The 25,050-nt window shown below is 60.0% G+C and carries 21 protein-coding genes; 20 read left to right on the top strand and 1 reads right to left on the bottom strand.

The genetic code is table 11. From position 1 onward, the window contains the following. Positions 1-7: 7 nt before the first annotated feature. Positions 8-697, bottom strand: coding sequence for a VIT1/CCC1 transporter family protein (locus EPD59_RS09805; protein ID WP_205703520.1), 690 nt, complete (start codon positions 695-697; stop codon positions 8-10). Between the two features lie 227 nt (positions 698-924). Between EPD59_RS09805 and EPD59_RS09800 the strand changes: the two genes are divergently transcribed. The 20 genes from EPD59_RS09800 (at position 925) to EPD59_RS09720 (ending at position 25,026) form a co-directional block, all read left to right on the top strand. Beyond that, positions 925-3,438, top strand: coding sequence for a zinc-dependent metalloprotease (locus EPD59_RS09800; RefSeq protein WP_240731698.1), 2,514 nt, complete (start codon positions 925-927; stop codon positions 3,436-3,438). A gap of 867 nt (positions 3,439-4,305) precedes the next feature. Then, on the top strand, positions 4,306-4,938 hold the full coding sequence (locus EPD59_RS09795; RefSeq protein WP_133272616.1) for a DUF4255 domain-containing protein: 633 nt from the start codon (positions 4,306-4,308) through the stop codon (positions 4,936-4,938). Between the two features lies 1 nt (position 4,939). Continuing rightward, positions 4,940-5,953, top strand: coding sequence for a hypothetical protein (locus tag EPD59_RS09790; protein ID WP_133272615.1), 1,014 nt, complete (start codon positions 4,940-4,942; stop codon positions 5,951-5,953). Positions 5,954-5,989: 36 nt separating this feature from the next. Further along, a complete protein-coding gene (locus EPD59_RS23675) occupies positions 5,990-6,421 on the top strand; it encodes a hypothetical protein (RefSeq protein WP_317128510.1) in 432 nt (143 codons plus the stop codon). Beyond that, entirely contained in the window at positions 6,394-7,422 is a 1,029-nt protein-coding gene (locus EPD59_RS09785) for a phage tail sheath family protein (protein ID WP_317128509.1), read from the top strand. The genes EPD59_RS23675 and EPD59_RS09785 overlap by 28 nt, the downstream gene beginning before the upstream one ends. 58 nt (positions 7,423-7,480) lie before the next feature. Next, on the top strand, positions 7,481-7,918 hold the full coding sequence (locus EPD59_RS09780) for a phage tail protein (RefSeq protein WP_133272614.1): 438 nt from the start codon (positions 7,481-7,483) through the stop codon (positions 7,916-7,918). A 12-nt stretch (positions 7,919-7,930) separates the two neighbouring features. Beyond that, positions 7,931-8,368 (top strand): phage tail protein, encoded by a 438-nt coding sequence (locus tag EPD59_RS09775; RefSeq protein ID WP_133272613.1) that lies wholly within the window; start codon positions 7,931-7,933, stop codon positions 8,366-8,368. 33 nt (positions 8,369-8,401) lie between these two features. Then, the gene (locus EPD59_RS09770; RefSeq protein WP_240731697.1) at positions 8,402-8,605 is read left to right on the top strand and encodes a DUF5908 family protein; all 204 of its coding nucleotides are present in this window, start codon (positions 8,402-8,404) and stop codon (positions 8,603-8,605) included. After that, positions 8,605-9,324, top strand: coding sequence for a CIS tube protein (locus EPD59_RS09765; protein WP_133272612.1), 720 nt, complete (start codon positions 8,605-8,607; stop codon positions 9,322-9,324). The genes EPD59_RS09770 and EPD59_RS09765 overlap by 1 nt, the downstream gene beginning before the upstream one ends. A gap of 55 nt (positions 9,325-9,379) precedes the next feature. Further along, the gene (gene vgrG / locus EPD59_RS09760; RefSeq protein WP_133272611.1) at positions 9,380-11,149 is read left to right on the top strand and encodes a type VI secretion system tip protein VgrG; all 1,770 of its coding nucleotides are present in this window, start codon (positions 9,380-9,382) and stop codon (positions 11,147-11,149) included. A 193-nt stretch (positions 11,150-11,342) separates the two neighbouring features. Next, the gene (locus EPD59_RS23670; RefSeq protein ID WP_317128508.1) at positions 11,343-11,462 is read left to right on the top strand and encodes a PAAR domain-containing protein; all 120 of its coding nucleotides are present in this window, start codon (positions 11,343-11,345) and stop codon (positions 11,460-11,462) included. 31 nt (positions 11,463-11,493) lie between these two features. Further along, positions 11,494-11,967, top strand: coding sequence for a GPW/gp25 family protein (locus tag EPD59_RS09750; RefSeq protein ID WP_240731696.1), 474 nt, complete (start codon positions 11,494-11,496; stop codon positions 11,965-11,967). A gap of 15 nt (positions 11,968-11,982) precedes the next feature. Beyond that, positions 11,983-13,089, top strand: a complete 1,107-nt coding sequence (locus tag EPD59_RS21845) for a hypothetical protein (RefSeq protein WP_205703519.1) — start codon at positions 11,983-11,985, stop codon at positions 13,087-13,089. Beyond that, positions 12,993-15,602 carry a baseplate J/gp47 family protein gene (locus EPD59_RS09745; RefSeq protein ID WP_205703518.1) on the top strand — a complete coding sequence of 870 codons (2,610 nt, stop codon included), beginning with the start codon at positions 12,993-12,995 and terminating at the stop codon, positions 15,600-15,602. Before EPD59_RS21845 ends, EPD59_RS09745 begins: the two co-directional genes overlap by 97 nt. Continuing rightward, positions 15,599-17,416, top strand: a complete 1,818-nt coding sequence (locus EPD59_RS21840; RefSeq protein WP_205703517.1) for a hypothetical protein — start codon at positions 15,599-15,601, stop codon at positions 17,414-17,416. Before EPD59_RS09745 ends, EPD59_RS21840 begins: the two co-directional genes overlap by 4 nt. A 1,587-nt stretch (positions 17,417-19,003) precedes the next feature. After that, positions 19,004-19,306, top strand: a complete 303-nt coding sequence (locus EPD59_RS21835) for a hypothetical protein (RefSeq protein WP_205703516.1) — start codon at positions 19,004-19,006, stop codon at positions 19,304-19,306. Positions 19,307-19,474: 168 nt separating this feature from the next. Beyond that, a complete protein-coding gene (locus EPD59_RS09735) occupies positions 19,475-20,257 on the top strand; it encodes a hypothetical protein (RefSeq protein WP_133272610.1) in 783 nt (260 codons plus the stop codon). Next, positions 20,182-23,328, top strand: coding sequence for a SprB repeat-containing protein (locus EPD59_RS09730; RefSeq protein ID WP_133272609.1), 3,147 nt, complete (start codon positions 20,182-20,184; stop codon positions 23,326-23,328). Before EPD59_RS09735 ends, EPD59_RS09730 begins: the two co-directional genes overlap by 76 nt. Further along, positions 23,319-23,900, top strand: coding sequence for a hypothetical protein (locus tag EPD59_RS09725; protein WP_133272608.1), 582 nt, complete (start codon positions 23,319-23,321; stop codon positions 23,898-23,900). Before EPD59_RS09730 ends, EPD59_RS09725 begins: the two co-directional genes overlap by 10 nt. Continuing rightward, complete coding sequence (locus EPD59_RS09720) at positions 23,866-25,026, top strand: contractile injection system tape measure protein (protein WP_133272607.1); 1,161 nt, start codon at positions 23,866-23,868, stop codon at positions 25,024-25,026. Before EPD59_RS09725 ends, EPD59_RS09720 begins: the two co-directional genes overlap by 35 nt. Positions 25,027-25,050 lie beyond the last annotated feature (24 nt).

The raw sequence follows: 25,050 nt of genomic DNA, 5'->3' as shown, positions 1-25,050 counted from the left end.
AGGTGGGTCAGGGAGAAACATTGAAAAACGCCCCGACGGCCGCGGTCAGGGCCATGGCCAGCACGCCCCAGAAGCTGACCCGACCAGCCGCCTTCCACACGCCAGAACCGCCCACGTAGGCCGCCAACCCGCCCAGCGCTGCCAGAAACAGCAGGGACGTGAGCGACACGCTCCAGACCAGCAGGCGCTGGGGTGACACCAGAATAACGAGCAGCGGCAGGGCCGCGCCCACGGTAAAGGTAGCCGCCGAGGCCAGCGCGGCCTGCACCGGATTGGCCGACACCATTTCGGAAATACCCAACTCGTCGCGGGCATGAGCGCCCAAGGCGTCGTGGACCGTGAGTTGCCGGGCTACTTCGTCGGCCAGGGCAGGCTCCAAGCCGCGCTCCACGTAAATGGCAGCCAACTCGGCATGTTCGGCGTCCGGCGAGTCGCGCAACTCGGCCTGCTCACGGGCCAGATCAGCCCGTTCGGTATCAGACTGAGAGCTAACGGATACGTACTCGCCCGTAGCCATCGACATGGCCCCGGCGACCAATCCGGCTACGCCGGCCACCAGCACGCTCTCTCGCGAAGCATGCGCCGCCGCGACGCCCACCACCAGACTAGCCGTAGAAATAATTCCATCGTTGGCCCCCAGCACGGCAGCCCGCAGCCACCCAATACGATGGGTTCGATGTTGCTCCGTATGCCTCATTCGCAGTCAGGTTCAGTAATGTCAGTAAAGATGGCTGGTATGCGGGCGTCAGGACCGAAAGCAATGATATGAAAAGAGGCGATGGTTCCGGCCGCGCATTTGTGCGGAAGCAAATGGAGCTGGGGGGCAAATTTAGTCGCAGTAAGTCGCAGATGTGAATACTGGCTTCCTTACCCAAATTATTGTAACCTTACTTGCCTTACCTCGCGCCCCTATTCCTTTCCTGCATGAAGCATATTACACGCAATTCTGTTGAACTCCTAATCATCGGCCTGCTGACTCTCCAGGGGCCAGCAGCCCTTGCCCAACAAGGCGCTCCAGCCACCGCCAAGCCAGCCGGCTCGCTAGCCGCGCAGATTAAGGGGATGCAGAAATTCGACGGTTATTTCCCTTTCTATTACGACCAGAAAACGGGTAAAATATTCCTGGAAGTGACGCGCTTCGACCAGGAATTTTTGTATTTCGGCTCCCTGGCCAGCAGCGTGGGCAAAGGAATCGAGCGGGGCCAGAGCAACTCGGCCATTGCCAAGTTTATCCGCGTGGGGGGCAAAGTGCTGCTCATCGAGCCCAACTACGACTACCGGGCCGTAACCGACAACGCCGACGAGCAGCGGGCCGTGGACAATGCCTTTGCCAAATCGGTCATCTGGGGGTTTGCACCCGTGGCCACGGAAGGCTCAAAAGTGCTGATCGACCTCACTCCTTTTCTGGTGCGCGACAGCCAAAAAATTGCCGAGGGCTTGGGCAGTCGCGGGTACCAAGGACCCGGCGCTAGCTTAATGGGCGGCCCCGGTACCGGACAACCCATTAGCTACAAAGTCGATGAGTCGCGCTCGGCGGTGTACCTGGAAAACACCCGCAACTTCCCCAAGAACACGGAGTTTGAGGCCATGATTACGTTTACGAGCACGCCCGGCCGGGGGGCCGACTACTCGCTGGCCCCCGACCCGAACGCCGTGACGGTGCAGATGCACCAGGCTTTTATTGAGCTCCCCGAAAAGGGATTCCGCCCCCGCAAGTTCGACCCCCGCTCCGGCTTTCAGGACTTCAGCTACCTGGACTTTGCCGCCCCCATGAGCCAACCGCTGGCGCAGCGCTTTATCGTGCGCCACCGCCTGGAAAAGAAAGAGCCCGCTGCGGCGGTGAGCGAAGCCATAAAGCCCATTGTGTATTACGTCGATCGGGGTGCGCCGGCGGCCATCAAAAAAGCGCTGCTAGAAGGCGGGGCTTGGTGGAATCAGGCCTTTGAGGCGGCGGGCTATAAGGATGCCTTCCAAATCAAGGAGCTGCCCGTAGGCGCCGACCCCATGGACATTCGCTACAACATGGTTAACTGGATTAACCGGTCGGGCGTGCCGCGGGCCTACTCCTACGGGGCCAACTACGTCGACCCGCGCACGGGCGAAATCATCAAAGGCATCGTGTCGCTGGGCGCCGACCGCCACCGCCAGGATTATCTTATTGCCGAAGGCCTCTTGCAGCCCTACGAAGACGGCAAGCCCGTATCGGACAAAATGGAGCAGATGGCGCTAGCTCGTATTCGCCAGCTTTCGGCCCACGAAATCGGTCACACGCTGGGGCTGCACCACAACTTCACGGCCAGTACCAAAGACCGCTCTTCGGTGATGGATTATCCGTTTCCGCGCTTTAGTCTGCAGCCCGACGGCAGCCTCGATTTGTCGCAGGCCTACGCAGTCGGCATCGGCAGCTGGGACAAGCGCGCTATCACGTGGGGCTACGCCGACTTCCCCAAGGGCACCGACGAAAACCAGGCGCTGGAGCGCATTATGCAGGAAACCCTGCAGCAGGGCCACCGCTTTATCCCCGATATCGGCGGCTACGCGCACCCGGCCTCCAATCAGTGGGAAGACGGCACCGACCCCATTGCCCAGCTAGCCACCCTGATGCAGGTGCGCCGACAAGTGCTCGACAACTTTTCCGAAAAAGCCATCCGCTCCGAGGCACCCATGGCCACGTTGGAAGAAGTGCTGGTGCCCATGTACCTGCTCCACCGCTACCAAGTAGAAGCTGTAGCCAAATCGCTTGGAGGGCAATTTTTCACTCATGCCGTAAAAAACGACGGGCAGGCCCCTACCCAGATGGTAGAACCAGCGGTGCAGTGGCAAGCGTTTGAGGCGTTGCTCACGACCGTTACGCCGGCCGCGCTGCAGCTGCCCGAGGCGCTTATTGCCAAGATTCCGCCCCGGCCGTCAGGCTATCCCAAGACGCTCGAAACCTTTGCCGGCTACACCGGCCCCACCTTCGATCCGCTGGCCACGGCCGAAGCGGCTGCCGGCCCCACTATTGCCTCCCTGCTAAACCCGCAACGCGCCGCACGCCTCATTGAATATCAGGCCCGCGACAGTAAGCAGCCCGGGTTTATGCCGATGGTAGAGAAGTTGCTGGCGCGTACTTGGCGCGCCAAGCCCGAAACCGGCTACGCGGGCGCGCTCCAAACGGTGGTCAACAATCTTACTTTGAAGTACCTGTTGCAGCTCGCGGCCGACACCAGAGCCGCCGCCAGTGTACGCGGTCAGGCCCTGCTGGCCGTAGACGACTTACAGCAGTGGATGCGTAAGGAAGTGAAGCGGGGCAAAGGGCCGCAACAAGCCAACCTCCTATTTGGCTTGTCGCAAATCGAGCAGTTCCGCGCCGATCCGAAGACGTTCATTCCCCCACCGGCAGCAGAAATGCCCCCCGGGGCTCCCATCGGCATGCCGACTATGGGGTTTGTGGATTAGCAGACAGTCGACTCGCGCGCTGATTCCAGAGTCATCTGACTTAGTTATATCTCCCAGAAGGGCCCTCGGAAACGTCGTTTTCCGAGGGCCCTTCTGAATAAGCAACCCGAACGACCTTCAGGAGGCCAATAATTATTGGCCCGGCTACCGTTTAGCACCCAAACAAAAAAGCGGTTCATGCCCGGACAGTTTCGCATGTTTTGTAAAGGCTAAAAAGACCCTTTTCTTATAAATAGGACAGATATGGGGCCAGTCAAATACGGCTACTTGCCTATCCCCCACTGCCTAGTTCCCTCCCTTCACCGATGCAAAAGCTCCTGCTCAGAATTCTCTTCGCTGCCGCGCTGCCATTTACCAGGTCGACCGAACTAGAGCTGTAGTATGGTTGGGGCTAGCTAGTTCGAAGAGACAAGGTGGTTCTCCAGTACGGATGTCCGTACCGATAGCCCCCTTGCGTAAAACGATAGGACCAATAAACTGACCTATAGGGCTTGTTGAAATTGTTCAAACAAAGCCGACCACAACAAGCCGCAGAATTGCTGTTTTGAGGAGCTTGTTGTGAATACCATGAAGGGAGCTGAGAAATACCCAGTCGCGGATCACATTACCAGGTCATTGCACCCAGCCGCGCCAGTTTCAGTGCTGGCACTGATGTAAACCCTACGTTCCGAGCTTAGCTTGAACCACTACTAGCTGGGCGAAGGTCTTCCCTACCCATCGGCTATTGGGCGCGAGCAACCACGCGGCTGCCGCTCGTCAGGGTAGCTAGCGCCCATATCAGGCACCCGGCGCGCCGACAGGGGCCGGACGCCTCGCATTCGGATCCTCTCTCTGCTTCCTAGAGCGAGTATTTATTGACCCAAAAGAATGATCTCGCATGCACTCTCCATCGTGGTCAATGAGCTAAACAAGCACTTGGCGGCTTATGGCCTGGTCACGCCTCCCAATGAAGCGAAACTGGGTAATCTGGCGGAAGGCTTGGGGGGACAAAACGGGGGCGTGCCGCGCGACCGGCTGATACTTTCCGTAGTCAATATTACGGAGGAAACCACGCTGAAAAACCTCCCCCATTACGTGCGCAACGATGTCAAGCTCACGGCCACGTACGAGAACCCACCCGTTTTTTTAAACTTCCAAATTCTGGTCGCGGCCACGCACAGCGACTACATCAATGCCTTGCTGATTCTCTCGCGGGGCATCCGGTTTTTTCAGGCCCAGAACGTGTTTACGCCGGAAAGCGTGGCGCCCGAATCGATCAGCCAGAATGCACCTACCAATGCCTTGGATCAGCTCGAACGCTTCAAGCTGATTTTCGACTTATACTCGCCTTCCCTGGAGGAGGTAAACCACCTCTGGGGCACGCTGGGCGGCAAGCAATACCCGTTTGTGCTGTACCGCCTGCGCATGCTCGATCTGAAGTTCAAGGCGGCGCACACCGAAAGCGGCCTGATCACGGACATCGCCACCGACTTTTACCATCACCAGCCAACCGGACAATAACATGGCGGAGCGCATCGTCAGTGGCTACCAGCGCCTTTTTGAGGTCCGACTACTCCACCACTACTGGCTGGATGAAGGCCAGACCGTGTTTGATGCGTTGCCGGAAGCCGAGCGGCTCCAGCGCCTACTCACGTACGATGTGCGCTCCTTTCTTTCCTTTGCGCCGACACCCGCCACCGCTAAGGCCTTGCAAGGATTGGGCGGCGTGTTTAAAAGCACGGCGCTGGGGGGCATTGTGGCCACAAAAAAAGGTGCCGTCATTCCCGACGATGCCGTGCTGGAGTTTACCGTTCGGGTCCACAGTAGCCAGTTTTTCGACTACACGGCCCTGACGCTGCCCGCCCGCAAGATTTATGATTTCTACGATGAGCCATCGAAGCGTGTGCTTCGCTACAAGGAGAACGTACCCGTTTTCTCGAACCTGACCGGCGTAGCCCGCGGTGCTGGGGCCAGCCGAGCCCTGTTTCTCTCCCAGGAAATACCCGCCCTCACGCCTACCGACCGGGTAGAATCGCTCATCCTGTCGGGAGCGGCGCTGGAGCAGCTCACCAGTGATCAGCCCGGCGCGGCCACCCAGCAGATCAGCGCCCAGGCTACCGATAGGCCGGTATACCTGCACCAGGGCGATGTACCGGCTATTGTGCCCCCGCCGGGCCTGACGGGGTTGCCTACCCGCGGCATCCAGCTAACGGAAGGCATCCCCGACGACGTATTTGCCGTGGTGCAAATAACGGCTATCCGGCCGGGCAATGCCGAGTATAGCTGCACCAGCGGGGGCCTGGCTAAAGCGGCGTATCCGGTGTTTGAGGTGCGCTTTCGCAACCGCGCCACTTTCCGGCAATACTTCAACAAGCACAGCGGCGCCCCGGTCTCGGCCGAGCCCGCGGCGTTGCCACTCACGCTGCGCGGCAACGCGGGCACCAAGCGCAAGCCCCTGACCGGTCTCAGCAAGGCCTCCTTCGATAGCGCCGTACCCGGCCGAATCACGGGTCTCGTCTCGGAGATATTTGAATAAGCAATTGTCGTACAAAACCTTACTCAGCTTTATGCCATGCCAGCCCTCTACAAAACGCCGGGAGTTTACATAGAAGAGATTCCCAAGTTCCCGCCCTCCATTGCCCCCGTCGAAACCGCTATTCCCGCCTTCATCGGCTACACCCAAAAGGCGGAGGATCTGGTGGCCGACGACCTGGTCCGAAAACCGGTGCGCATAACCTCCATGGTAGGCTACGAGAAGTATTTTGGCGGACCGCAGCCCGAGGAAAAGATTAAGGTAGCGGTGGCGGAAACGCAGGTCGACAGCCAAACCCAGGAGATAAAAGCGGTGGGGAAAGTTGCGGAAGCGGACCGCTCCAAGCACATCCTGTACTATGCGATGCAGCTGTTTTTTGCCAACGGCGGCGGCCCCTGCTACATCGTTTCGGCGGGTACTTATAAAGCGTTGGGGGGGCTTTGGTGCTCAAAGATTTACACGATGGACTGAAAACTTTAGTGAATGTAGACGAGCCTACTCTAATCGTCATTCCAGAGGCCCAACAGCTGAGCATTGATGATTTCAAAACATTGCTGGACGACGCCCTGGCGCAGTGCGAATTGTTGAAGGACCGCTTCGTGATTATGGATGTGCACGGCGACAGCGAATCGCTGTCGGACCCAACGGCTGATCTGCTGGCTGCCGTTGGCAACTTTCGCAACAAAGGCATTGGCACCAAGAACCTGAAATACGGGGCGGCCTACGGTCCCAACCTGGATACGGTCCTCGATTTGGCCATTGACGAGACCAAGATCGACGTGGACCACAGCATCAACGGGGGCGCCGCGACTACGGCCAAGCTCGACACGTTGAAGGTTGGCAGCAACCGCCTGTATGAACTGGCCAAAGCGGCTATCCGCGACATGATCTGCAAAATGCCCCCCAGCGCGGCCGTGGCGGGCATTTACGCCGCCGTCGATACCAGCCGGGGCGTGTGGAAGGCGCCGGCCAACCTGAGCGTGAGCGCCGTGATTCAGCCATCCATCCAGTTTTCAACCCTCGAGCAGGACCAGATGAACGTGGATGTGGCGGGGGGCAAATCCGTGAACGCCATTCGCGCTTTTACCGGCAAAGGCACGCTGGTATGGGGCGCCCGCACCCTGGCGGGCAACGACAACGAGTGGCGCTACGTGAACGTGCGGCGCTTTTTCATTTTCGTGGAAGAATCGGTCAAGAAAGCCATCGAATCGTTCGTCTTCGAGCCCAACGACGCCAATACCTGGGTGCGGGTGCAGGCCATGATTGAAAACTTCCTGACCACGCTCTGGCGGCAGGGCGCCCTGCAAGGCATCAAGCCCGAACACGCGTTTTACGTGGCCGTGGGCCTGGGCAAAACTATGACCGCCCTGGACATTCTGGAAGGTCGCCTGAACGTCGAAGTGGGCATGGCGGTAGTGCGCCCCGCCGAGTTCATCATCCTCAAGTTCTCGCACAAGTTAGCCGAGTCCTGATCTGAACCTGTAGGTCCGAAGCTTTTCCGGCTTCTTCACTTTTTTTTCGCAAAGCCCTATGGCACAAGAATATCCATTGCCCCGATTTCACTTTCAGGTGGACTGGGGAGGCGCTAAGATGAGCTTCACCGAAGTTACCGGCCTCTCCATGCAGGTGCAGGTAATTGAGTACCGGCACAGCGACAGCCGGGATTTCACCACCCTCAAAATGCCGGGCCTGGGCAAGAACGAGAACGTGACCATGAAGCGCGGCAAGTTTGAGGGCGACTTCGACTTCAATCAATGGCTGAATGACATCACCAACGAGCGCGTAGGCGGGCGCCGCGACGTGGTCATTCGCCTGCTTAATGAGAAGCACGAACCCGTGGCGGCTTGGTCGGCCACGCGCTGCTTTCCGGTGAAAGTCACGGCCCCCGACCTGAAATCGGATGCCAACGAAGTGGCCGTGGAAAGTATCGAAATCGCGCACGAAGGCCTGAAGCTGATGAACATCTAACGCTCCGCAACCGTGGCCGGCTATTATCCGCCCTGGGGATTCTACTACCGCGTAGAATTCGGCATCAGCAAGAACAAGCACGACACGGGCTTTCAGTCGGTGTCGGGGCTGGCAGTGGAGTACGAGATGGAGGAGTTTCGCGAAGGCGGCGAAAACCGCTTTACCCACAAGCTGCCGGTGCGCACTAAATACGCTGAGCTAATGCTTAAGCGGGGCATGCTCACCGACTCGGACGTCATCCGGTGGTGCCTGGCTGCCTTCCGGGACCGTGACTTTCAACCTACGGACTTGAACATCATTCTCCTGAATGAAAAAAGTGAGCCCCTGCGCGCCTGGATTATCGCCCAGGCTATTCCGAAGAAATGGCAGATATCCGACCTGAATTCCACGGACAATGCCATTGTGGTCGAAACGCTCGAACTCATGTACCGCTACTTCACGGTACGGTAACGAAGAAGTCCGGCTCTTTCGTTACCGTACCACTTGTCCCTCCTTTCCATGCCGATTGAAATCAAGGAACTGCACATTCGCTTCACGGTGAACACAGCGGAAAACGGCCACCACGCGGCGCCGCTGCCGGGGCTGGTGCCCGCGCGCAACGGCAGCACGGAGGCCGAGAAGCAAGCCATGGTGGCGGAGTGCGTGGAACAGGTATTGCAAATTCTGCAAGAGAAAAAAGAACGCTAATGGCAACCGGCGGCAAACTGGAAAAGCTGCTCATTCTGGGCTTTAAAGACTCGAAGGAAGCAGAGCGAGGTGGCATTAGGGAGGCCATCGGCAACGACGCGTACTTCGAGGCCCTCATCAACCCGGAAAGCTACACGCTGGACTACAAGCTCAAGTTCTCGGAGTTTGACCAGGGCCAGGGCACCAGTGGCAAGCAACTGAAGTACGAGTACACCGAGCCGGAGGAAATCACTTTTGAGTTTCTGTTCGACAACACCGGCATCATCGACGGCAAGCCCCGCGCCGATATCGCCGATGATTTAAAGCGGCTCAAGCAAGTACTGATTGAGTACAAAGGCGACGCCCACGAGCCGCGGCACTTCAAGCTGGTGTGGGGCCGCCATTCCATTTTTAAGGGCCGCGTAACCGAGCTGAGCGTCACCTATAAGCTGTTTAATCCGGATGGCAGCCCCATTCGGGCGGTGGCCCGCGTGAAGTTTAAAAGCAGCATCGAGGAACAGATTCGGGCGGCCAAAGAGGACAAGAAATCCCCGGACCTGACCCACGTGCAGCAGGTGAAAGGGGGCGATACGCTACCCCTGCTCTGCTACCGCATCTACGGCGACGCCCGCTACTATCTGCACGTGGCCGCGGCCAACGGCCTCAGCAACTTCCGGCATCTGGAGCCGGGCCAGTCCCTGATATTTCCTCCCCTCGATAAAACGGCGGCCCCCGTCTGAGCAAAGGGCCTTTCGCATAAGATAATGGGTGATTTTATCCTCTACTGCTAACAAAATGCCCCCCAGTACCGCCACTATTCCTACGCCCGCCACGCCCGATGTCTGCACGGCTACCATTCTGGTGGAAGGCACCGAGATTCCTGGTACTATTCACGTGCAGTCGATTGCGGTGATGCGGGAAGTAAACCGGATACCGTCCGCCACCCTGCATATCCAGGACGGTGAGGCGTCGCGCGGCACGTTTGCGGTGGGCAACACCAACTATTTCATTCCGGGCAAAAAGATAGAAATCAAGCTGGGCTACCGCTCGCAGGAGGCCTCCGTGTTTACGGGCATCGTGATCAAGCATAGCGTCAAGATTCGCCGGAGCGGCAGCTTCCTGATTGTGGAATGCCGCGATGAGGCCGTAAAAATGACCAGCGGGTTGAAAAGCCACTACTACGCCGACCAAAAGGACAGCGACATTCTGGACGAAATCATCGGCCGCTACCAACTCGGTCGGGACATCGAAGCCACGCAGCCCACCTTGCGGGAAGTAGTGCAGTACGAGGCCACCGACTGGGACTTCGTGCTGTGCCGGGCCGAGGCGAATGGGCTACTGGTGATGGTGGAGAACGGCAAAATCCGAATTGCTAAACCCAACCTTAAGCAGGAACCCGCCGTGACAGCCACGTTTGGCTCTACCATTCTGGAGCTTGATGCCGAGATGGACGCCCGTTTGCAGAGCCCCGGCATCAAGGCCACCAGTTGGAACGCGAGCGAACAGAAAGTAGCCCAGGAGGATGCTACGGAGCCGGCAACCACCAACAACGGCAACCTCTCGCCCGATGTGCTGTCCAAAGTCATGGGGGGCTCGGCGCATGTGCTACGGCACGGGGGCAAACTCTCCCCGCCCGAGCTCAAGGCCTGGGCCGATGGCAGTTTGCAGCGCGCACGCCTGAGCAAAGTACGGGGCCGGGCCCAGTTTCAGGGCTTTGCGGGTGTGGTGCCAGGCAAGCTCATCGACGTACAAGGCATCGGCGAGCGCCTGCAGGGCAAGATGCTCGTGGTGGGCGTGCGGCACCAGGTGGCCCGGGGCAATTGGCAAACCGACGTGCAGTTTGGCCTTAGTCCGGAGCCCTTTGCCGATACCTACAACCTGCGCCCCTTGCCGGCCGCGGGCTTGCTGCCGGCCGTCAGTGGCCTGCATACGGGCGTAGTGACCCGGCTGGAAGGCGACCCCGACGGCGAAGACCGCATCAAGGTGCGGCTGCCGCTGATCAGTGAGCAGCAGGAAGGCACGTGGGCCCGCATTGCCACCCTGGACGCGGGCCCGCAGCGCGGCACCTATTTCCGCCCCGAAATCGGGGATGAGGTCATCGTGGGATTTCTGCACGACGACCCCCGCTACCCCGTGGTGCTGGGCATGTGCCACAGCAGCAGTAAACCGGCCCCGGTTCCGCCCGCCGACCCAAACCATGAAAAGGGATACGTGTCGCGGGCAAAGCTAAAAATGACCTTTGATGACGAAAAAAAAGAGCTGGTGTTCGCCACGCCCGGCGGCAATAGCATTAGGCTTTCGGAAGCCGACAAAACGATAGAAATCAAAGACCAGAACGGCAATAAACTCATCCTCAACGAGGCCGGCATCACTATCGAAAGCAGCAAGGATATCATCCTGAAAGCCAGCAAAGACCTTAAAGCCGAAGGGCTGAATCTGAACTTCAAGGCCCAGGCGGCTTTCACGGCCCAGGGCACCAGCAGTGCTGAGCTTTCCTCGGCCAGCACCGCCGTGAAAGGCAGTGCCACCACCACCGTTCAGGGCGGCTTGGTCCGCATCAACTGAAGACCACACCCGCAAACCCATGCTACACACAATCATCTAAAAAAATGCTTCCTGCGGCCCGCGTTTCTGATTTGATTACCAGCCCCGCGACCAGTGGGGCACCTACCCCTATCCTACCGCCGGGGGCGGCCACGGTGCTGATCGGGGGCTGCCCGCGGCTCGCCTGGGCGACACGTGCGGGGCCGATGCCATCGTGAAAGGCTCGCTCACGGTGCTGATCGGGGGGCGGCCCGCGGCCCGTTTCGGCGACGTAACCGCGTCGGGCGGGGCCATCATCGGGCCGGGCATGCCCACGGTGCTCATTGGTGGCTGAATAAGTCGCTTCTGAAAAGCAGTATTCGCAGTTGAAGCAGCTCATCCAGCAAAATAACTCTTGCCATGAATCTCGTTTTCCTTGGTCGCGGCTGGTCATTCCCCCCACCTTCACTCCCCAGGAGCGGGGGGTAAAAATGCTGGAACAAGAGGCTGATATTGCTTCCAGCTTAGAGATTTTGCTATCGACCACGCTGGGGGAGCGGGTGATGTTGCCGGAGTTTGGCTGCAACCTGGAGGAGCTGGTTTTTGAAAGCCTCGATACGACCACCAAAACCCTGCTGGCCGACAAAATAGAATCGGTCATCCTGTACTACGAGCCCCGCATTAAGTTGGAAGAAGTGCGCCTAGACAGCAGCCGCGAGTTGGAAGGCGTGGTGCTCATCGAGGTCATCTACCGGGTGCGCACCACCAACTCACGCTTCAACTTCGTCTTTCCCTTCTACAAAAAAGAAGGCACCGATATCAACCTGACTACCAGCCTCAACCAACTGCCCGAACGCTAACGACCCGCTACGGACATGGCCTGCACGCAGAACACGGACCCGCTCAAACTTAGCCGCGAGGGCACGAGTCAGGCGCAGCGCGCGAGCAGCGCCCTGGCGCCCGCCTCAGCCCCGGTAGACGAGCGCACGCCCGCGCACAGCATGGTATTCGCCCAGGCCTACGCCCGCTATCTGAAGTACTACAATGAGAAGAATGTAGCCGCCGGGAATTGGCAGCAGTTCTTTGCCCAGGATGTATCCTTGCAGCTGGCCACGGCAGCGGTGCAGGACGTGGAGCAGTACAAAGCTCAGGTCAGCGCCTTCTTTACATTTCTGAATACGCTGGATAACCAGGCTGATGAGCCGGGCTTGAAAAACCACCTAGGGTTTCTGTTCAGCAGCGCGGCCACGCTGGCCCGGCAGCTGGACATGATGGCGGCCACGCTCCCGCCCGAAATAGGGCTGAAAAGCGTGCTGCAAAACCTTATTTCAGCCCAGCTGGCCCCTGGCTTCGGGCGCCTGATTGCCTACCATAAAGCGGGCATCTCGCTCGGAGTACTGACGGATACCGTGCCCACGCCGCCGATCAACATGTTGGGCAGCCCCATGAGCACCTTCACCTCGGTTGTTTCCGCGGGGCTGACCACGCAGTGGATACCCAACGGCGCGCCCGATTGGGCCACGTACGAGGCGGGAATTGCGGCTGATGCTACGGGCTACGGCAGCGGTGGCGGCGTCTTCACCCAGGTCAATCACCTGGTCACGCATGCGCTGTTTACCACCGTTTTTGAACAGTTCCTGAAAGTGTATGCCCGCGTAGTAGCCGAGGCGAAACTGGCGCTGGAGCGCACGTTCACCGACTGGGATGATCACGCGCCGCACTACACTCTCTTTCTCGCGTTTTTGCGCCTGCGCGAATACGCCCGTCACGAGGCCAACACGCTACCCCAGCGCCACCTCGACTTTTACTACCGCGATATTCTGCGGCTGCGAGAAAAGCCCCCAAGCCCGCCCACGCGCATGTTTTGCTGGAGCTGGCCAAGAATGTGGAGTCCCACTTACTGCTGGGGGGCGAATTATTCAAAGCCGGCAAAGACAGCCAAGGCAAAGAGGTTTTCTTTGCCAATGACCGTGACTTTGTAGCTAACCAAGCCGCCGTAACGGCGCTAAAAACCGTCTACCGCCACGGCGCGGAAGCCGTGGGAACCGCTGCCAATGCGGCCAAGCAAACAGGGCGAGTGTACGCCGCGCCGGTGGCTAATTCCGACGACGGTTTGGGGGCTGCCTTAACGTCCCCGGACGCGTCGTGGCACCCATTTTACCACAAGCAGTACGTAGATGGCAAGCTGGTGCACATACCCATGCCCGCGGCGGAAATAGGTTTTGCACTTGCTTCGCATTATCTGTGGCTGGCCGAGGGCACGCGCACGATTACCGTCGATTTCACGGTGACCGGCAGCTACGCGGATTTGGCCAGCCAGGTTAAGTGTTTGCTTACCACCGAGAAGGGCTGGTTGGAGAAAACGGCCACCAAATTTACCAGTGAGTCGGGCGTGCTGCGACTAGTCGTGGAGCTGACTGGCGCCGACCCGGCCGTAACGGCTTATTCTAGCGCAGTGCACGGCTACACCTTCGCCACGCCGCTCCCCCTGTTGCTGCTTAAGCTGCGGCAGCAGGAGTCGGAGCAGTACCTCTACCCTTTGTTGCAGGACACCGTCGTGCAGAGTGTCGCCCTTAAGGTGAAAGTCACTGGGCTTAAAACGCTGGCCGTTTCCAACGACTTCGGGCCGGTGGATACGTCCAAGCCCTTTCAGCCTTTCGGCCCCGCCCCCGTCGCGGGCAACGCGCTGGTTATCGGCTCGAAAGAGGCCTTTCAAAAAACGCTAACGGCGGCCACCGTAGAGGCCGCGTGGCTGACGCCGCCCGACGCGTATGGCAGCGCCGCCCCCACCGTGACGATCGACTTTCTGCAGGCCGGCCAGTGGCAAGCCTCGGGCAGCGCGGCCGTGCCGGTAACCGCGACCTCCTTTCCCTTCGCGCAACAGCTGAACGCCTCCGTGGTAGACGCTCCGGATATGGCGGACGAGGAGTTTTATAATACGGCCGCCCGCCACGGCTTCGCCCGCCTTAAGCTGAGCGCTGAGTTTGGCCAAACCCAGTACCAAACCGACCTGATCAAATACCTGCGCAAAGAAGCTGACGCCGGCGACCCAGGCAGTCCACCCGTGGGCCCCTCGATGAGCGCGCTGGCGCTAAACTATGAAGCCGCGCAAACCATCGCGCTACACTCGGCGGCCGATAAAGCCGCGCTGGCCCAACGCCAGGCGCACTTCTATCACGTGGGCCCGTTTGGGCAGGCCGAACAGCACCCGCTGCTCCAGCCCGCCAAGCCCGTGTATCTGCTGCCCCAGTTCGACTTCCAGCGCGACAACGCCAAGCAGGAAAGTGAGGCCGAATTTTACCTCGGCCTTAGCGGATTGCAGCCCCCGCAGCAGGTAGCGCTGTTGTTTCAGGTAGCGGATGGCACGGCGGCTCCGCTCACCCAAAAGCCTGATCCGCATATTCACTGGAGCTATCTGCGCCAGAATGAGTGGATTGAGTTTGCCCCAAATGACGTGGAGGATCAAACCGGGGAGCTGCTCAACTCCGGCATCATCACGTTTGCCCTGCCCCGGGAGGCGACGGCCACCAACACCTTGCTGCCCGCGGGCGCGCACTGGATTCGGGCTGCCGTGGCCAGCAAGAGCGAGGCCACGTGCCGGCTGATCCGGGTGGCCGCGCAGGCCGTGCGCGCCACCTTCACCGACCGGGCCAACGACCCCGCTTTGCTGGCGCAGGTGCTGCCGGCGGGCACCATCACCAAGCTCAACCAGCCCGTTGCTGCCATTAAGACCCTTACGCAGCCCTTCGCCACGTTCGGGGGCCGCGGGCAGGAAGCTCCCGACGCATTCTACACCCGCGTCAGTGAGCGCCTGCGCCACAAAGACCGCGCGTTGACGCTTTGGGATTATGAGCACCTGGTGCTGGAGGCTTTCCCGCGCATTTTTAAGGTTAAGTGTATTAACCATTTGCACTATGAGCCCAATGACAGCGGAACGGGCATTTACCGTGAGCTGGCCCCCGGCCACGTGACGGTGGTGACCATTCCCGACCTGCAGCGGCAGAACCTGCGCGACCCGCTGCGGCCCTACACCAGCCTGGGCGTGCTAGAGGAAATTGCGGACTTCCTGCGCCAGCGCGTGTCCTGTTTTGTTCAGCTGCACGTCCGCAATCCGCTGTTTGAGGAAGTGTCCGTCAGCTTGAAGGTGCGCCTGTACGAGGGCTATGATGAGGCTTTTTACGTCAAGCAGCTCCAGGAATCCATTACCCGCTTCTTGTCGCCGTGGGCCTTTCCGGGTAGGGAGAGCAGTATTTCTTTTGGCGGCAAAATCTACAAATCCGTGCTGCTCAACTTCGTGGAAGAGCAGCCTTACGTGGACTACGTGACCGATTTTCAGCTTTTCCATAGTGTGACGGGTACCGCCGACCAGCCGGAAGTGGAAGGTTCTACAGCGGTTTCCATCCTCGTTTCGGTGCCCGCGGCCCAGCATCTGATCCAGATCATTGACCCCGTGGCGGAAAATGCCCCCCGCGAAAATTGCCCTTGCCCAGCATGAGCTTAAAGCCCACGTCCATCCCGCAGCACCCCGTGCTGAAACCCGCTGAGGACTTTTTCCGCCTCCGCCGGGAAGGAATTGGCTTTATTGAGCAGATGGGCAGCCGCCAATGGACGGACTACAACGTGCACGACCCGGGCATCACCATCCTTGAGGCTCTCTGCTACGCTATCACCGACCTGGCGTATCGCCTGGGCTGGGACATCAAGGATCTGCTGGCCCCCGCCACGCCCTCCCCGGATCCGACGCAGCCGTTCCCGGATCAGGCCTTCTTCACGGCCCGCGAAATCCTGACCATCAACCCCTGCACCCCCGCCGATTTCCGCCGCCTGCTCATTGATCTGGAGCCGGTACGCAATGCTTGGCTCGTGTGTAAAGAATGCGCCTGCGACGTGCCCTACTACGCGTGGTGCGAAGACGACAAGCTGCAACTCAGTTTTCACAAGCCCCGCAACCAGCGGCTTACCCCCCAAACCGTGGCGGTGCGTGGGTTGTACGAGGTGCTGCTGGAGCTGGAAGCGGACCCAGAATTAGGTGATTTGAATGATCGCAAAATCGACCTCACCTACGCCGTATTTGATGCCGAGGGCCAGCGCCACCCCATGACGGTGGAAGTGCGCTTTCCCCAGTGGAAGCTGGAAAAACGGGATGCATGGGAGCTCTTTCTAGCCAGCCACGACGCGTTTTCCGAGCAGAATGGCGCTTCCTTCCACCTCACGTTAACCAAGTTCAACCGTACTAAAACCGACAATACGCCCCTGACTGATGCGGAGTTGCGCACGCATTGGCGCAACGTGTTCTACGCTAGCTGGGAGCTGGAGCTGCAACCCGGCGGCGAGAAAATCAGGATTGAGAATGCGGCGCTACGCTTTTTTGGGGATACCACCGCCAAAAACCAAACCGCAGTCAGTGATGTAGCGGCACTGCTGACCGACAAAAAGGCGACGGGAGTTGTGCAGCGCTACCGCCACAAGTTGCTGAAAGTAGCGCAGGCGGTCAGCGCGGCTAAGGCCGTGCTCCACGCCCACCGCAACCTAGACGAGGACTACTGTCGCGTGCAGGGCGTGGAGATAGAAGATGTGGCCGTGTGCGCCGACGTGGAAGTAGCCCCCGACGCCGACATCGAGCGGGTGCAGGCCCAGATCTGGTTTGCCATTACGCGGTATTTCAATCCGCCGGTGCCGTTCTACCGGCTGCCGGAACTGCTGGAGGAAGGCATTCCGGTGGAAGATATTTTCAACGGCCCGGCTTTGGATAATGGCTTCATCAAGGCCGAGGACTTGGAAAAAGCCCAGCTGAAGTCCGTGCTGCGCACCTCAGACATTATTAACCTGCTGATGGATATTGAGGGCGTGCGGGCCGTGAACAACCTATTGCTCACCAAGTATGACGCGGAAGGCAACCCGGTAAAAGGCGCCGCCGATCCGACCTGGGTGAATGGCCAGCCGGTGTTTGACCCCACGAAAATTAGTGCTTCGTGGCTGCTGTACGTGAGCCCGCTGCACCAGCCCCGGCTGTATTTTAGCTTGTCGCGGTTTCTGTTTTACAAAAATGGGCTGCCCTTTCTGCCGCGCCTGAATGAGGCCCGTGATACCCTGACCCAGCTGGGCGGGGAAGCCGACCGGCCCAAGCTCAAAAATGCCCCCAGGATCTGCCGGTGCCGGCGGGCACCTTCCGCCACCCGAGGACTACTTTCCCATTCAGCACAGCTTTCCGCTGACGTATGGCATTGGCCCCGCTGGCCTGCCCTCCCACGTAGGGCCGCCGCGGCGGGCGCAGGCCAAACAGCTGAAAGCCTACCTGCTCGTGTTTGAGCAGCTGCTCAGCAATTCGCTCGCCCAAGTGGCACACACGGCCGACTTGTTTTCGCTGAACCCCGCCGTGCAGCGCACCTACTTTGTGCGCCAGTTCACCGATTCGGTGCTGGCGGGCTACTCCGAGCTCGTTGACGGGCTCGATCAGGCGGCGCTGGAAGATATGACGGAAACGCGGGCGGAGTTTCTGGCCCGCCGCAACCGCTTCCTGGATCATCTGCTGGCGCGGTTCGGCGAGCAATTCCGCGAGTACACCCTCCTGCTCACCAGCCTGCAAGGCCAGGAAGTAGGCCAGGCGCGCCTGATAGACGATAAACTCGCGTTCCTGAAAGCCTACCCGCTCATCAGCCACGATCGGGGCAAAGCATTTTCCTATAAGCAAGCGCCCTGCGCCCCAGCTAACATTGCGGGCCTCAAGCGCCGCATCCACCTGCTTTTAGGTTACCCCGATCTTGCGTTTTCGGGCACGCTGACGGGGACCGCGCCGGGGTCGTTTACGCTCACTGATTTTCAGCTGCAAGACCAGCATAACAAGCGGTGGCTGGCCGGCACAATTAACCATAGCGGCCCCAGTGAAGAAGCCGCGACCCAGGAGGCCTTTCGGGAGATCCTGAAGCAGATGATTCAGCCCACTGCCTATGCCATAGTTCCTGAAACCGAGCAGTTTCGGCTTACGCTGCAGGATAAAAGCGGCAATCCGCTGGGGCAGCATCCTCACTTGTTACCAACCAAAGCGGCAGCCGAGGCGCTGCGGGAAGAATTGCTGACATGGAGCAGCCACGCGCGGGCTATGGTGGTGGAGCACTTGCTGCTGCGGCCCAAGTTTCCCGGCGATGCGCTCTACCCAGCCTGCTCCGACGGTGCCTGCACTACCTGCGGCGAGGAAGACCCCTACTCCTTTCGGCTTACCTTGGTGCTGCCGGGCTGGACCGCTCCCTTCAGTACCAATCTGGAGCTGCGGGGGTTTGCCAACCGCACCATTCAGCAGGAAACGCCCGCTCATCTGCTGGAAAAAACCTGCTGGGTCGGCAACGATGGATTTCTAGAAGACCCGTGCGACGCGGTAGTCATGGAGCTAGCCAACGTATTCACTAGTAAAGGCTTGACCGCAGAGGGCACCCGGCCGTCGGAGGCGGAGGCCTGCGCTTGCGCGCTTAGGCTGTATGCAGCGTTCAGCGCCGTATTCCGGCGCTGGTACGCCGACAAAACCCTGACCTACTGGCAGCGTGATGCGCTGGCGGCCCAATTGAAGGCTGAATTTTCGGCCACTCTTTCGCCATCGGATTTTGCTTGCACGACCATTTTGACGGATGCTCTGTGGGATGAAGTTCAGGCGGTTCTGGGGGGCTATTTTGCTCAAACCGCACTCACCGGTTGGCAGTTCGAGCGGTTTGAGGACGCCTGGTGCGCGTGGCTGACGGCGAATGCGGCTTTCGACTGGACGGAGGAACGCCTCCAGGAGCGCGCAGAAGCCATCTTGCGGGCGGGAGTAGCCTCCTATCCCACGTCGGCGGGCTCGCCCGCGGCGGCGCTGTGCGCTTGTGCCGCCACCATCGTAGCGCAGTACGGGGGGCTTTTTCGGATTGGATGGAAGCCAACGTAGCGGCGGGCCGGGCTTTCAGCGACTTCTCCGCATTCACTCCCGAACCGGTAACGCTCTGCCCCGACTTCACCTTCCAGGCGGCCAGCGACACGGCGGCCGCGCTCGAAGCGCTGCTGCAGGAGCGCTATACGGCGTACCGGGAAGTGTCGTATCGCCTGCGGGTGGTGGTAAACCTGCTCAGCCAGCTACGCAACACCTACCCCAGCGCCACCCTCCACGACTGCGACGACGGCAGCGACCAAAACCCGGTGCGGCTGGGCAGCACCGCCCTCGGCAACTCCCCGTAGTGCCAGCCCTGCAGGCCGACGCCCCAGCAGATAATATTCCTACTCGTCGGCCCGAATTCCAATTATCTAACCCTCCCTCGGGGCCACAACAGAACCTAAAAATGCCCCCAGCGCCCCGCACACCACCCGAGCGAATCTCTTTTAAATGGTTAACAACCGCCCTTCGCCATGCGACCGACACAAGCAACTTACCCGGTCTTCGAGGCCAATCAGGTGCTCACCAATGCGCATCTAAATCAGGTCTTTACCTATTTGGACGAGCAGGAGCGGCTGACGCGCGCCAACCTCATTGGTATTGGCATCGTCTGCGGGCTGGAAATTCAACTCACGTCGACGGCGGGTGCGGCCGTTATTCACCTTACCAAAGGCTGCGGCATTACTTCGGAAGGCTACCTGATGGTGGAGCCCGACGAAGTACACCTGGTGGCGTACCGCGCGGAGTATACCCTACCCAAGGAGCTGGAATATCGCCCCTTTATTGATCCGGCTTCCAAGGCGCAATACCCGCTGTGGGAGCTGTTTCCGGCCGGTGAGCCCAACACTACGGTGCTGGGCACGCCCGCCGATTTTCTGGCCGACAAAGCCGTATTACTGTTTCTGGAGCTCAAGAAAGAAGGGCTGCGCAACTGCAGCCCCAATAACTGCGACGACCGGGGCGCCGAGGTAAAAGCCACAGTGCGGCGCTTGCTGATTCGGGTAGCGGACCTGACCAACATCGTTGCGGCGGCCAATAAGCTCGGTGCGGGCCTCACCCCCACCGACGTGCACAGCGTTCTGCAAGCCCGCCTCGCCCTGCCCGACCTGCGCCTGCCTCGCTACGACGTCCCCAACACGGGCCCGGTCACGTCCCAGCAGGTATTGGGGGCTTTTTTGACGTGTTCCGGCGCGAGAAGCTGGCGCAAACCCTGGGCGCGGCCCTCACGGCGGCGTACACCGCGTTTCGGCCTCTAGTCGAGGATAAGTATGCGACTAATCCGTTTGCTGGTTTCGGCGCGGCATTCGGCTTTCTGGACACGGCCCAGGCCACGACCAGCCAGGTGCGTTTCCTGCCGTATTACTACGATTTTTTTGACGACTTGCTGGCGGCCTACGAGGAGTTCCGCTGGAAGGGCGCTGAGCTGCTCTGCGCCTGCTGCCCGCCGTCGGAGCTGTTTCCGCGCCACCTGATGCTGGGCGCTGTGCAGCCAGCCTCGGTGCCGAATGCGGCCTTGTACCGCCAATCTTTTTTGTCTTCAGCGGCCCTCAGCGGCTGCGAGCAGCAGAGCACGGAAGTGAGCGGGCTATTTCAGCGCCTGGTGGAAATGGTGGCCCAGTTCACTACCAATCCGCCCCTGCCCAAGGCGGCAACTAGCTCCCGCGTGGATGGGCACATTCGCCTGACGCCCAGTCAGTTGGGGTCGGGGCCAATTTCCGACAAGGCCATACCCTATTACTACCAGCAAACCGGCACGCCGCCCCTCTACCAGGTATGGAGTCCCCAAAAAACTCGGCGCGGCCGGGCCAACCAAAACCTGAGCTACCGTGCCGACGAGTACGCGCCCGCGCCCCCAACGTTTGTGTTACAACCTCTGCGCTACGATCTGGAACCGCACAATTTCCTGCGCGTCGAGGGGCACTTGGGCAAGAACTATCAGTCGGTGCTGACGACCCTGCTGGGGCTGAAAACCCGCCACCGCCTGCCCATCGACATCATTGCCCTGCGCACGGGCGCGTTCGATGCCACCATGCCCGTGGACCTGAGCGACGCCGACTGCCGGTTCCAGGACCTCGATACACTTTACGACACGCTGAGAGCGGAGCTGACGTGCTTCCTCTGCAAGCAAACGCAGTACTTCTATGACCTGCCTTTTGAGCGTCGCACCAAAGTAACGGCGCCCGCCAAGCCCAAGCTGCCCTTGCTGGCGCAGTGCGCGCCCGATTTTCTGGTGCAGCCCCAAACCCTGGGGCGGTTTTTCGAGGACTGGTACAGCAATCTGCCCGCGGGCGCCCTGCCGGAGCTGGACCCCAGCGTGATTATCAACTTTTTAAACACCCAGAATGTCGGGCAGTCCAACGCCATTATTTTCTACCTGCTGGTCTACATCACCAAGTTATACGAGCAACTCACTCCCGACCTGCGGCAGCTGGATTTTGCGCGCTTAGAAAAACGACACCAAGACTTGGCCAGCGTTACGGAAGCCATCGAGCGGGAGCGCGAAGAGACGACGGCCAACCTGGAGGGCAACGCGGCCCTCCTGCGGTGGGAAGAGCTCGACGACCGCCTGGAAGATATCCTCTACAACTGCCGTCTGGAGGCTTTTCGCGCCTTGCTGACTGAATACCAACGGCGCCTGACTGAACTGAAGCAAAAGCAGTTTCTCAGTTACTTTTTGCGGCAACACCCCGGTATTCAGCACAAGGCCGGGGTGCCGCTGGGCGGTACGTTTATCGTGGTGTACCATGATGACCCGGACCAGCGGCGGCCCGGCCTGGGGCTGCGGCGGTTTGATCTGACCAACCTGCCGGCCACGGCTTTTACGAGGGCCGTTACCAGTCTTGCGGAGGCGGGCCGCCTCAACTCGCAGGCGGTATCGGAAGCTCTGGGGCGCATCAGCGCTAATAAGGAGCTGGTAGTGGATGAGGACGTGCGCTTTATCCTTGGCACGCTCACCGGCATGGCGCCCAACCTGAGCGCCGTAGCCCCACCCGCGCCCCAGAATGAAGCCGAGAAAGTGATTGCGGCGGCCGTTAATGAATTGGCGGACGGGACGGTTATCGCCGACTTTTTCCTGCCTTACCTCTGCTGCTCCGATTGCGCGCCGGTGCAGTTTGTGCTGCCCAAAGCGCCGCCCACGTTTACCATTCAAGTCGGTTGCACCAATCCCAATAACGAGGCTGAGGTGCAAGTGACGCCCGAGGGTGGCCTGCCGCCCTACAGCCTCAAGCTGGACACCCAGGAGTATCGGCCGCTCAGCGGAGCCATACTGGTGAGTGCCGGCTCGCACACGCTTACCCTACGCGATGCGGAAGCGGTGGAATCGGCGCCGCAGCCGGTTGTAATTGCCCCCCAACTGCGCCTGCTGGAGCCTGTTTTCGACTGCGTTGGCGACAACAACGAATACGTGGTTGGCATGCAGGTCAGCGGTGGTACCCCGCCTTTCTCGGCCAATCGGGGCACGGTGGATAGCACCGCCTACCTCAGCGACGCGTTGCCCGGCGACACGGAAACGGAGATTATCATTACCGACAGCCGCCACTGCACCGCCACCCAGCGCGTGCAGCACTCCTGCCGTCAGCCGCTCGCCTTCACCACCCAGCTTGGCTGCACGACAGCCAATAACGGCGCAGCCGTAGAAATAACCCCCACCGGCGGCACCGCGCCCTACCAAGTTCAAGTAAACGATGGCGAGTTTGCGCCCCTCCATGGGCCCGTTACGCTGCCGGTCGGGGCGCACCGCTTAGTGCTGCGGGACGCGGCCGGCACGACTACGGAAGCGCAGCGCGTAGAAATTGCCCCCCAACTGCTGCTCCAAGAAACCGACTTTACCTGCGAGGGCTCGGCTGCTTACCGCTCCTTTATTCGCATTACGGGCGGCACCCCGCCTTACCTGTTTAAGGGGGCGCCCGTCACGGGTGATAGCCTTGTCACGGAGCCTATTGCGAGTGGCACTTCCGCCGTCATTGAGGTGGAAGACCAGCAGGGATGCACGGCTTCCGTGGAGGTCAAGCACAGCTGCGAGCAACCCTGCGAGTTGCCCTGCGACGGGCAGTCGCGGCGGGGTGCTTATCGGTTGTGGCTGCAGCCGCCGGTGGAGGGCGCGCCCTACGAGGCGTACCGGCAGGATGGCGAAGTGAAGTTTCGCTTCAACGACAAGGACTTCGCGCTGGAAGGAGCCGCCACCTTGGTTCAGATCCCCAATGGTCAGCTCAACGGCAACTTCCGCAACGCCATTGGCGGGGCTATTAAGAAGCTGAATGAGCGTATACAGCAAGCGCTGACAGCTGAATTCGGAGCCGAGCTGGGGCCAACCGCTTGGTGCTGAGCTACGAGCCCGCCGCCACTGACCCGTTCGGCATTCTTTGGATCGAGCACTTTTTGTGTGAGCGGTTTAGCCTGGAGCTGCCCTTTTCCGTCGCCAAGCCCACGCCCACCTTTAGTCTGCTGATGCGCTACACCAACGAGCCCGACGCCACGGGCGCGCCCTTCAACGGGGCCATTCTGCTTAACCGCAGGCTAAACAACCAAGAAACCCGAGTGCCGGCTTTCGATAATCAAGAGCGCAATCAATGCACCGGCAGCGAGTATCAAAAGCTCTGCGAAGGCCCGAATCCAAAGCCCGCTATCAGCATCGACCGGCAAGCCAACAACAACGGGTTTGTGTTCACGGGCAAGGTCGAAAATATCCCCAGGAGTCGATTACAGCTTGGATCTGGGATGCCTCTATCGCCCAGCCCACGGAGCCTTTTTATCAGGGCCAGAAAGTGGAAGCGCAGCTCCAAAAACCCGGCGGCGCGGTGCGGCTCACGGCCATCACGGACAAGGGCTGCGTTGGGCAAGTTGAACAGCCTATACCGTAGCGATGCACCTCATTCAGCAGCAATACGTGCACGTTGAAATGAACGGCACAGAGTCGGAAGGGCTGGCCGTGCAGCGGCAGCTTGCCGAGCTCTGCCAGCACTGGCTGCCGGCCGTGCTGGAGCGCACCTTGGAGCGGTGCGCGCCCGCCCAGGCCCACCTTTACCTGGAGCACCTGGACCTGCAGCTGGGCGCGCTGGACCTGCAACGGCTCGAGCACGCTTTGCCGGAGGCGCTAGAGCAGGCGCTGGAAACGGCACTCCGGGAAAAAGCCGCCACGGCCGCTACCGCCGGAAATGCGGAAGCCCAGCTAAAAACTCCGGCCCAGGCTACCTGGGGGGCTTTTTTACACTTTCTAGAGACTGGTCAGCTGCCCTGGTATTTTCGGCTGTCCCCGGGGGAAACGCTGGAACAAGCGGTGGAGCAACTCTTGCTCTCAAACGAAGTACCGGCCGAGTATAAAGCAGAAGTTGAGCGGCGGCTAACAACGAAACACGCCCAGCAGCGCTTCAGCGAGCAGTTCTCGCCAAGTTTTCAGCATCTGCTACAGGAGCGAATAGGCCCGCTCGACGAGCCGAATCATCAGGCTGATTCGGCAGAGCCTTTAAGCACTGCGTCTACGCGGCCCGACCAACCTGAACCGGCGGCCGAGGCCATCTACGTGGACGATGCTGGGCTGGTGTTGCTGCACCCTTTTCTCCCACAATTTTTCGAGCAGCTGGGCGTGGTGGAGAATGAGCTGTTGGTGCAGCCAGCGCGGGCGCTGGCTTTGCTGCATTATCTGGCTACAGGCGCCGTGACAGCGCCCGAATATGAGCTGGGACTACCGAAAATTCTCTGCGGCATGGCGCTCGAAACGCCGCTTGGTGGGGCGGTGGAACTGAGCGAAACGGAGCAAGCCGAAAGTATGGCCCTGCTGGAAGCCGTGGTGCAGCATTGGCAAGCCCTGAAGCACACCTCCCCTGCTGGATTGCGCGCTACTTTCCTGCAGCGGCCCGGCAAGCTTTCCCGTCGCCCCCCCATGAGTGGCTGCTGCAGGTGGAGCAGCGAGGCCCCGATATTTTGCTCGAATCGCTGCCCTGGAATATGGGCGTCTTTCGACTACCGTGGATGCCCGGCTTGCTCTGGGTTGAGTGGATTTAAACAGTTCATACTGAAGCAATAAACCCACGCTGCTTTTCAAAGTAAA

The organism is Hymenobacter radiodurans (assembly GCF_004355185.1).
Lineage (GTDB): Bacteria > Bacteroidota > Bacteroidia > Cytophagales > Hymenobacteraceae > Hymenobacter > Hymenobacter radiodurans.
Note: the sequence above shows the minus strand (reverse complement) of the source record. Positions and strands in the feature narration are given on the sequence as shown.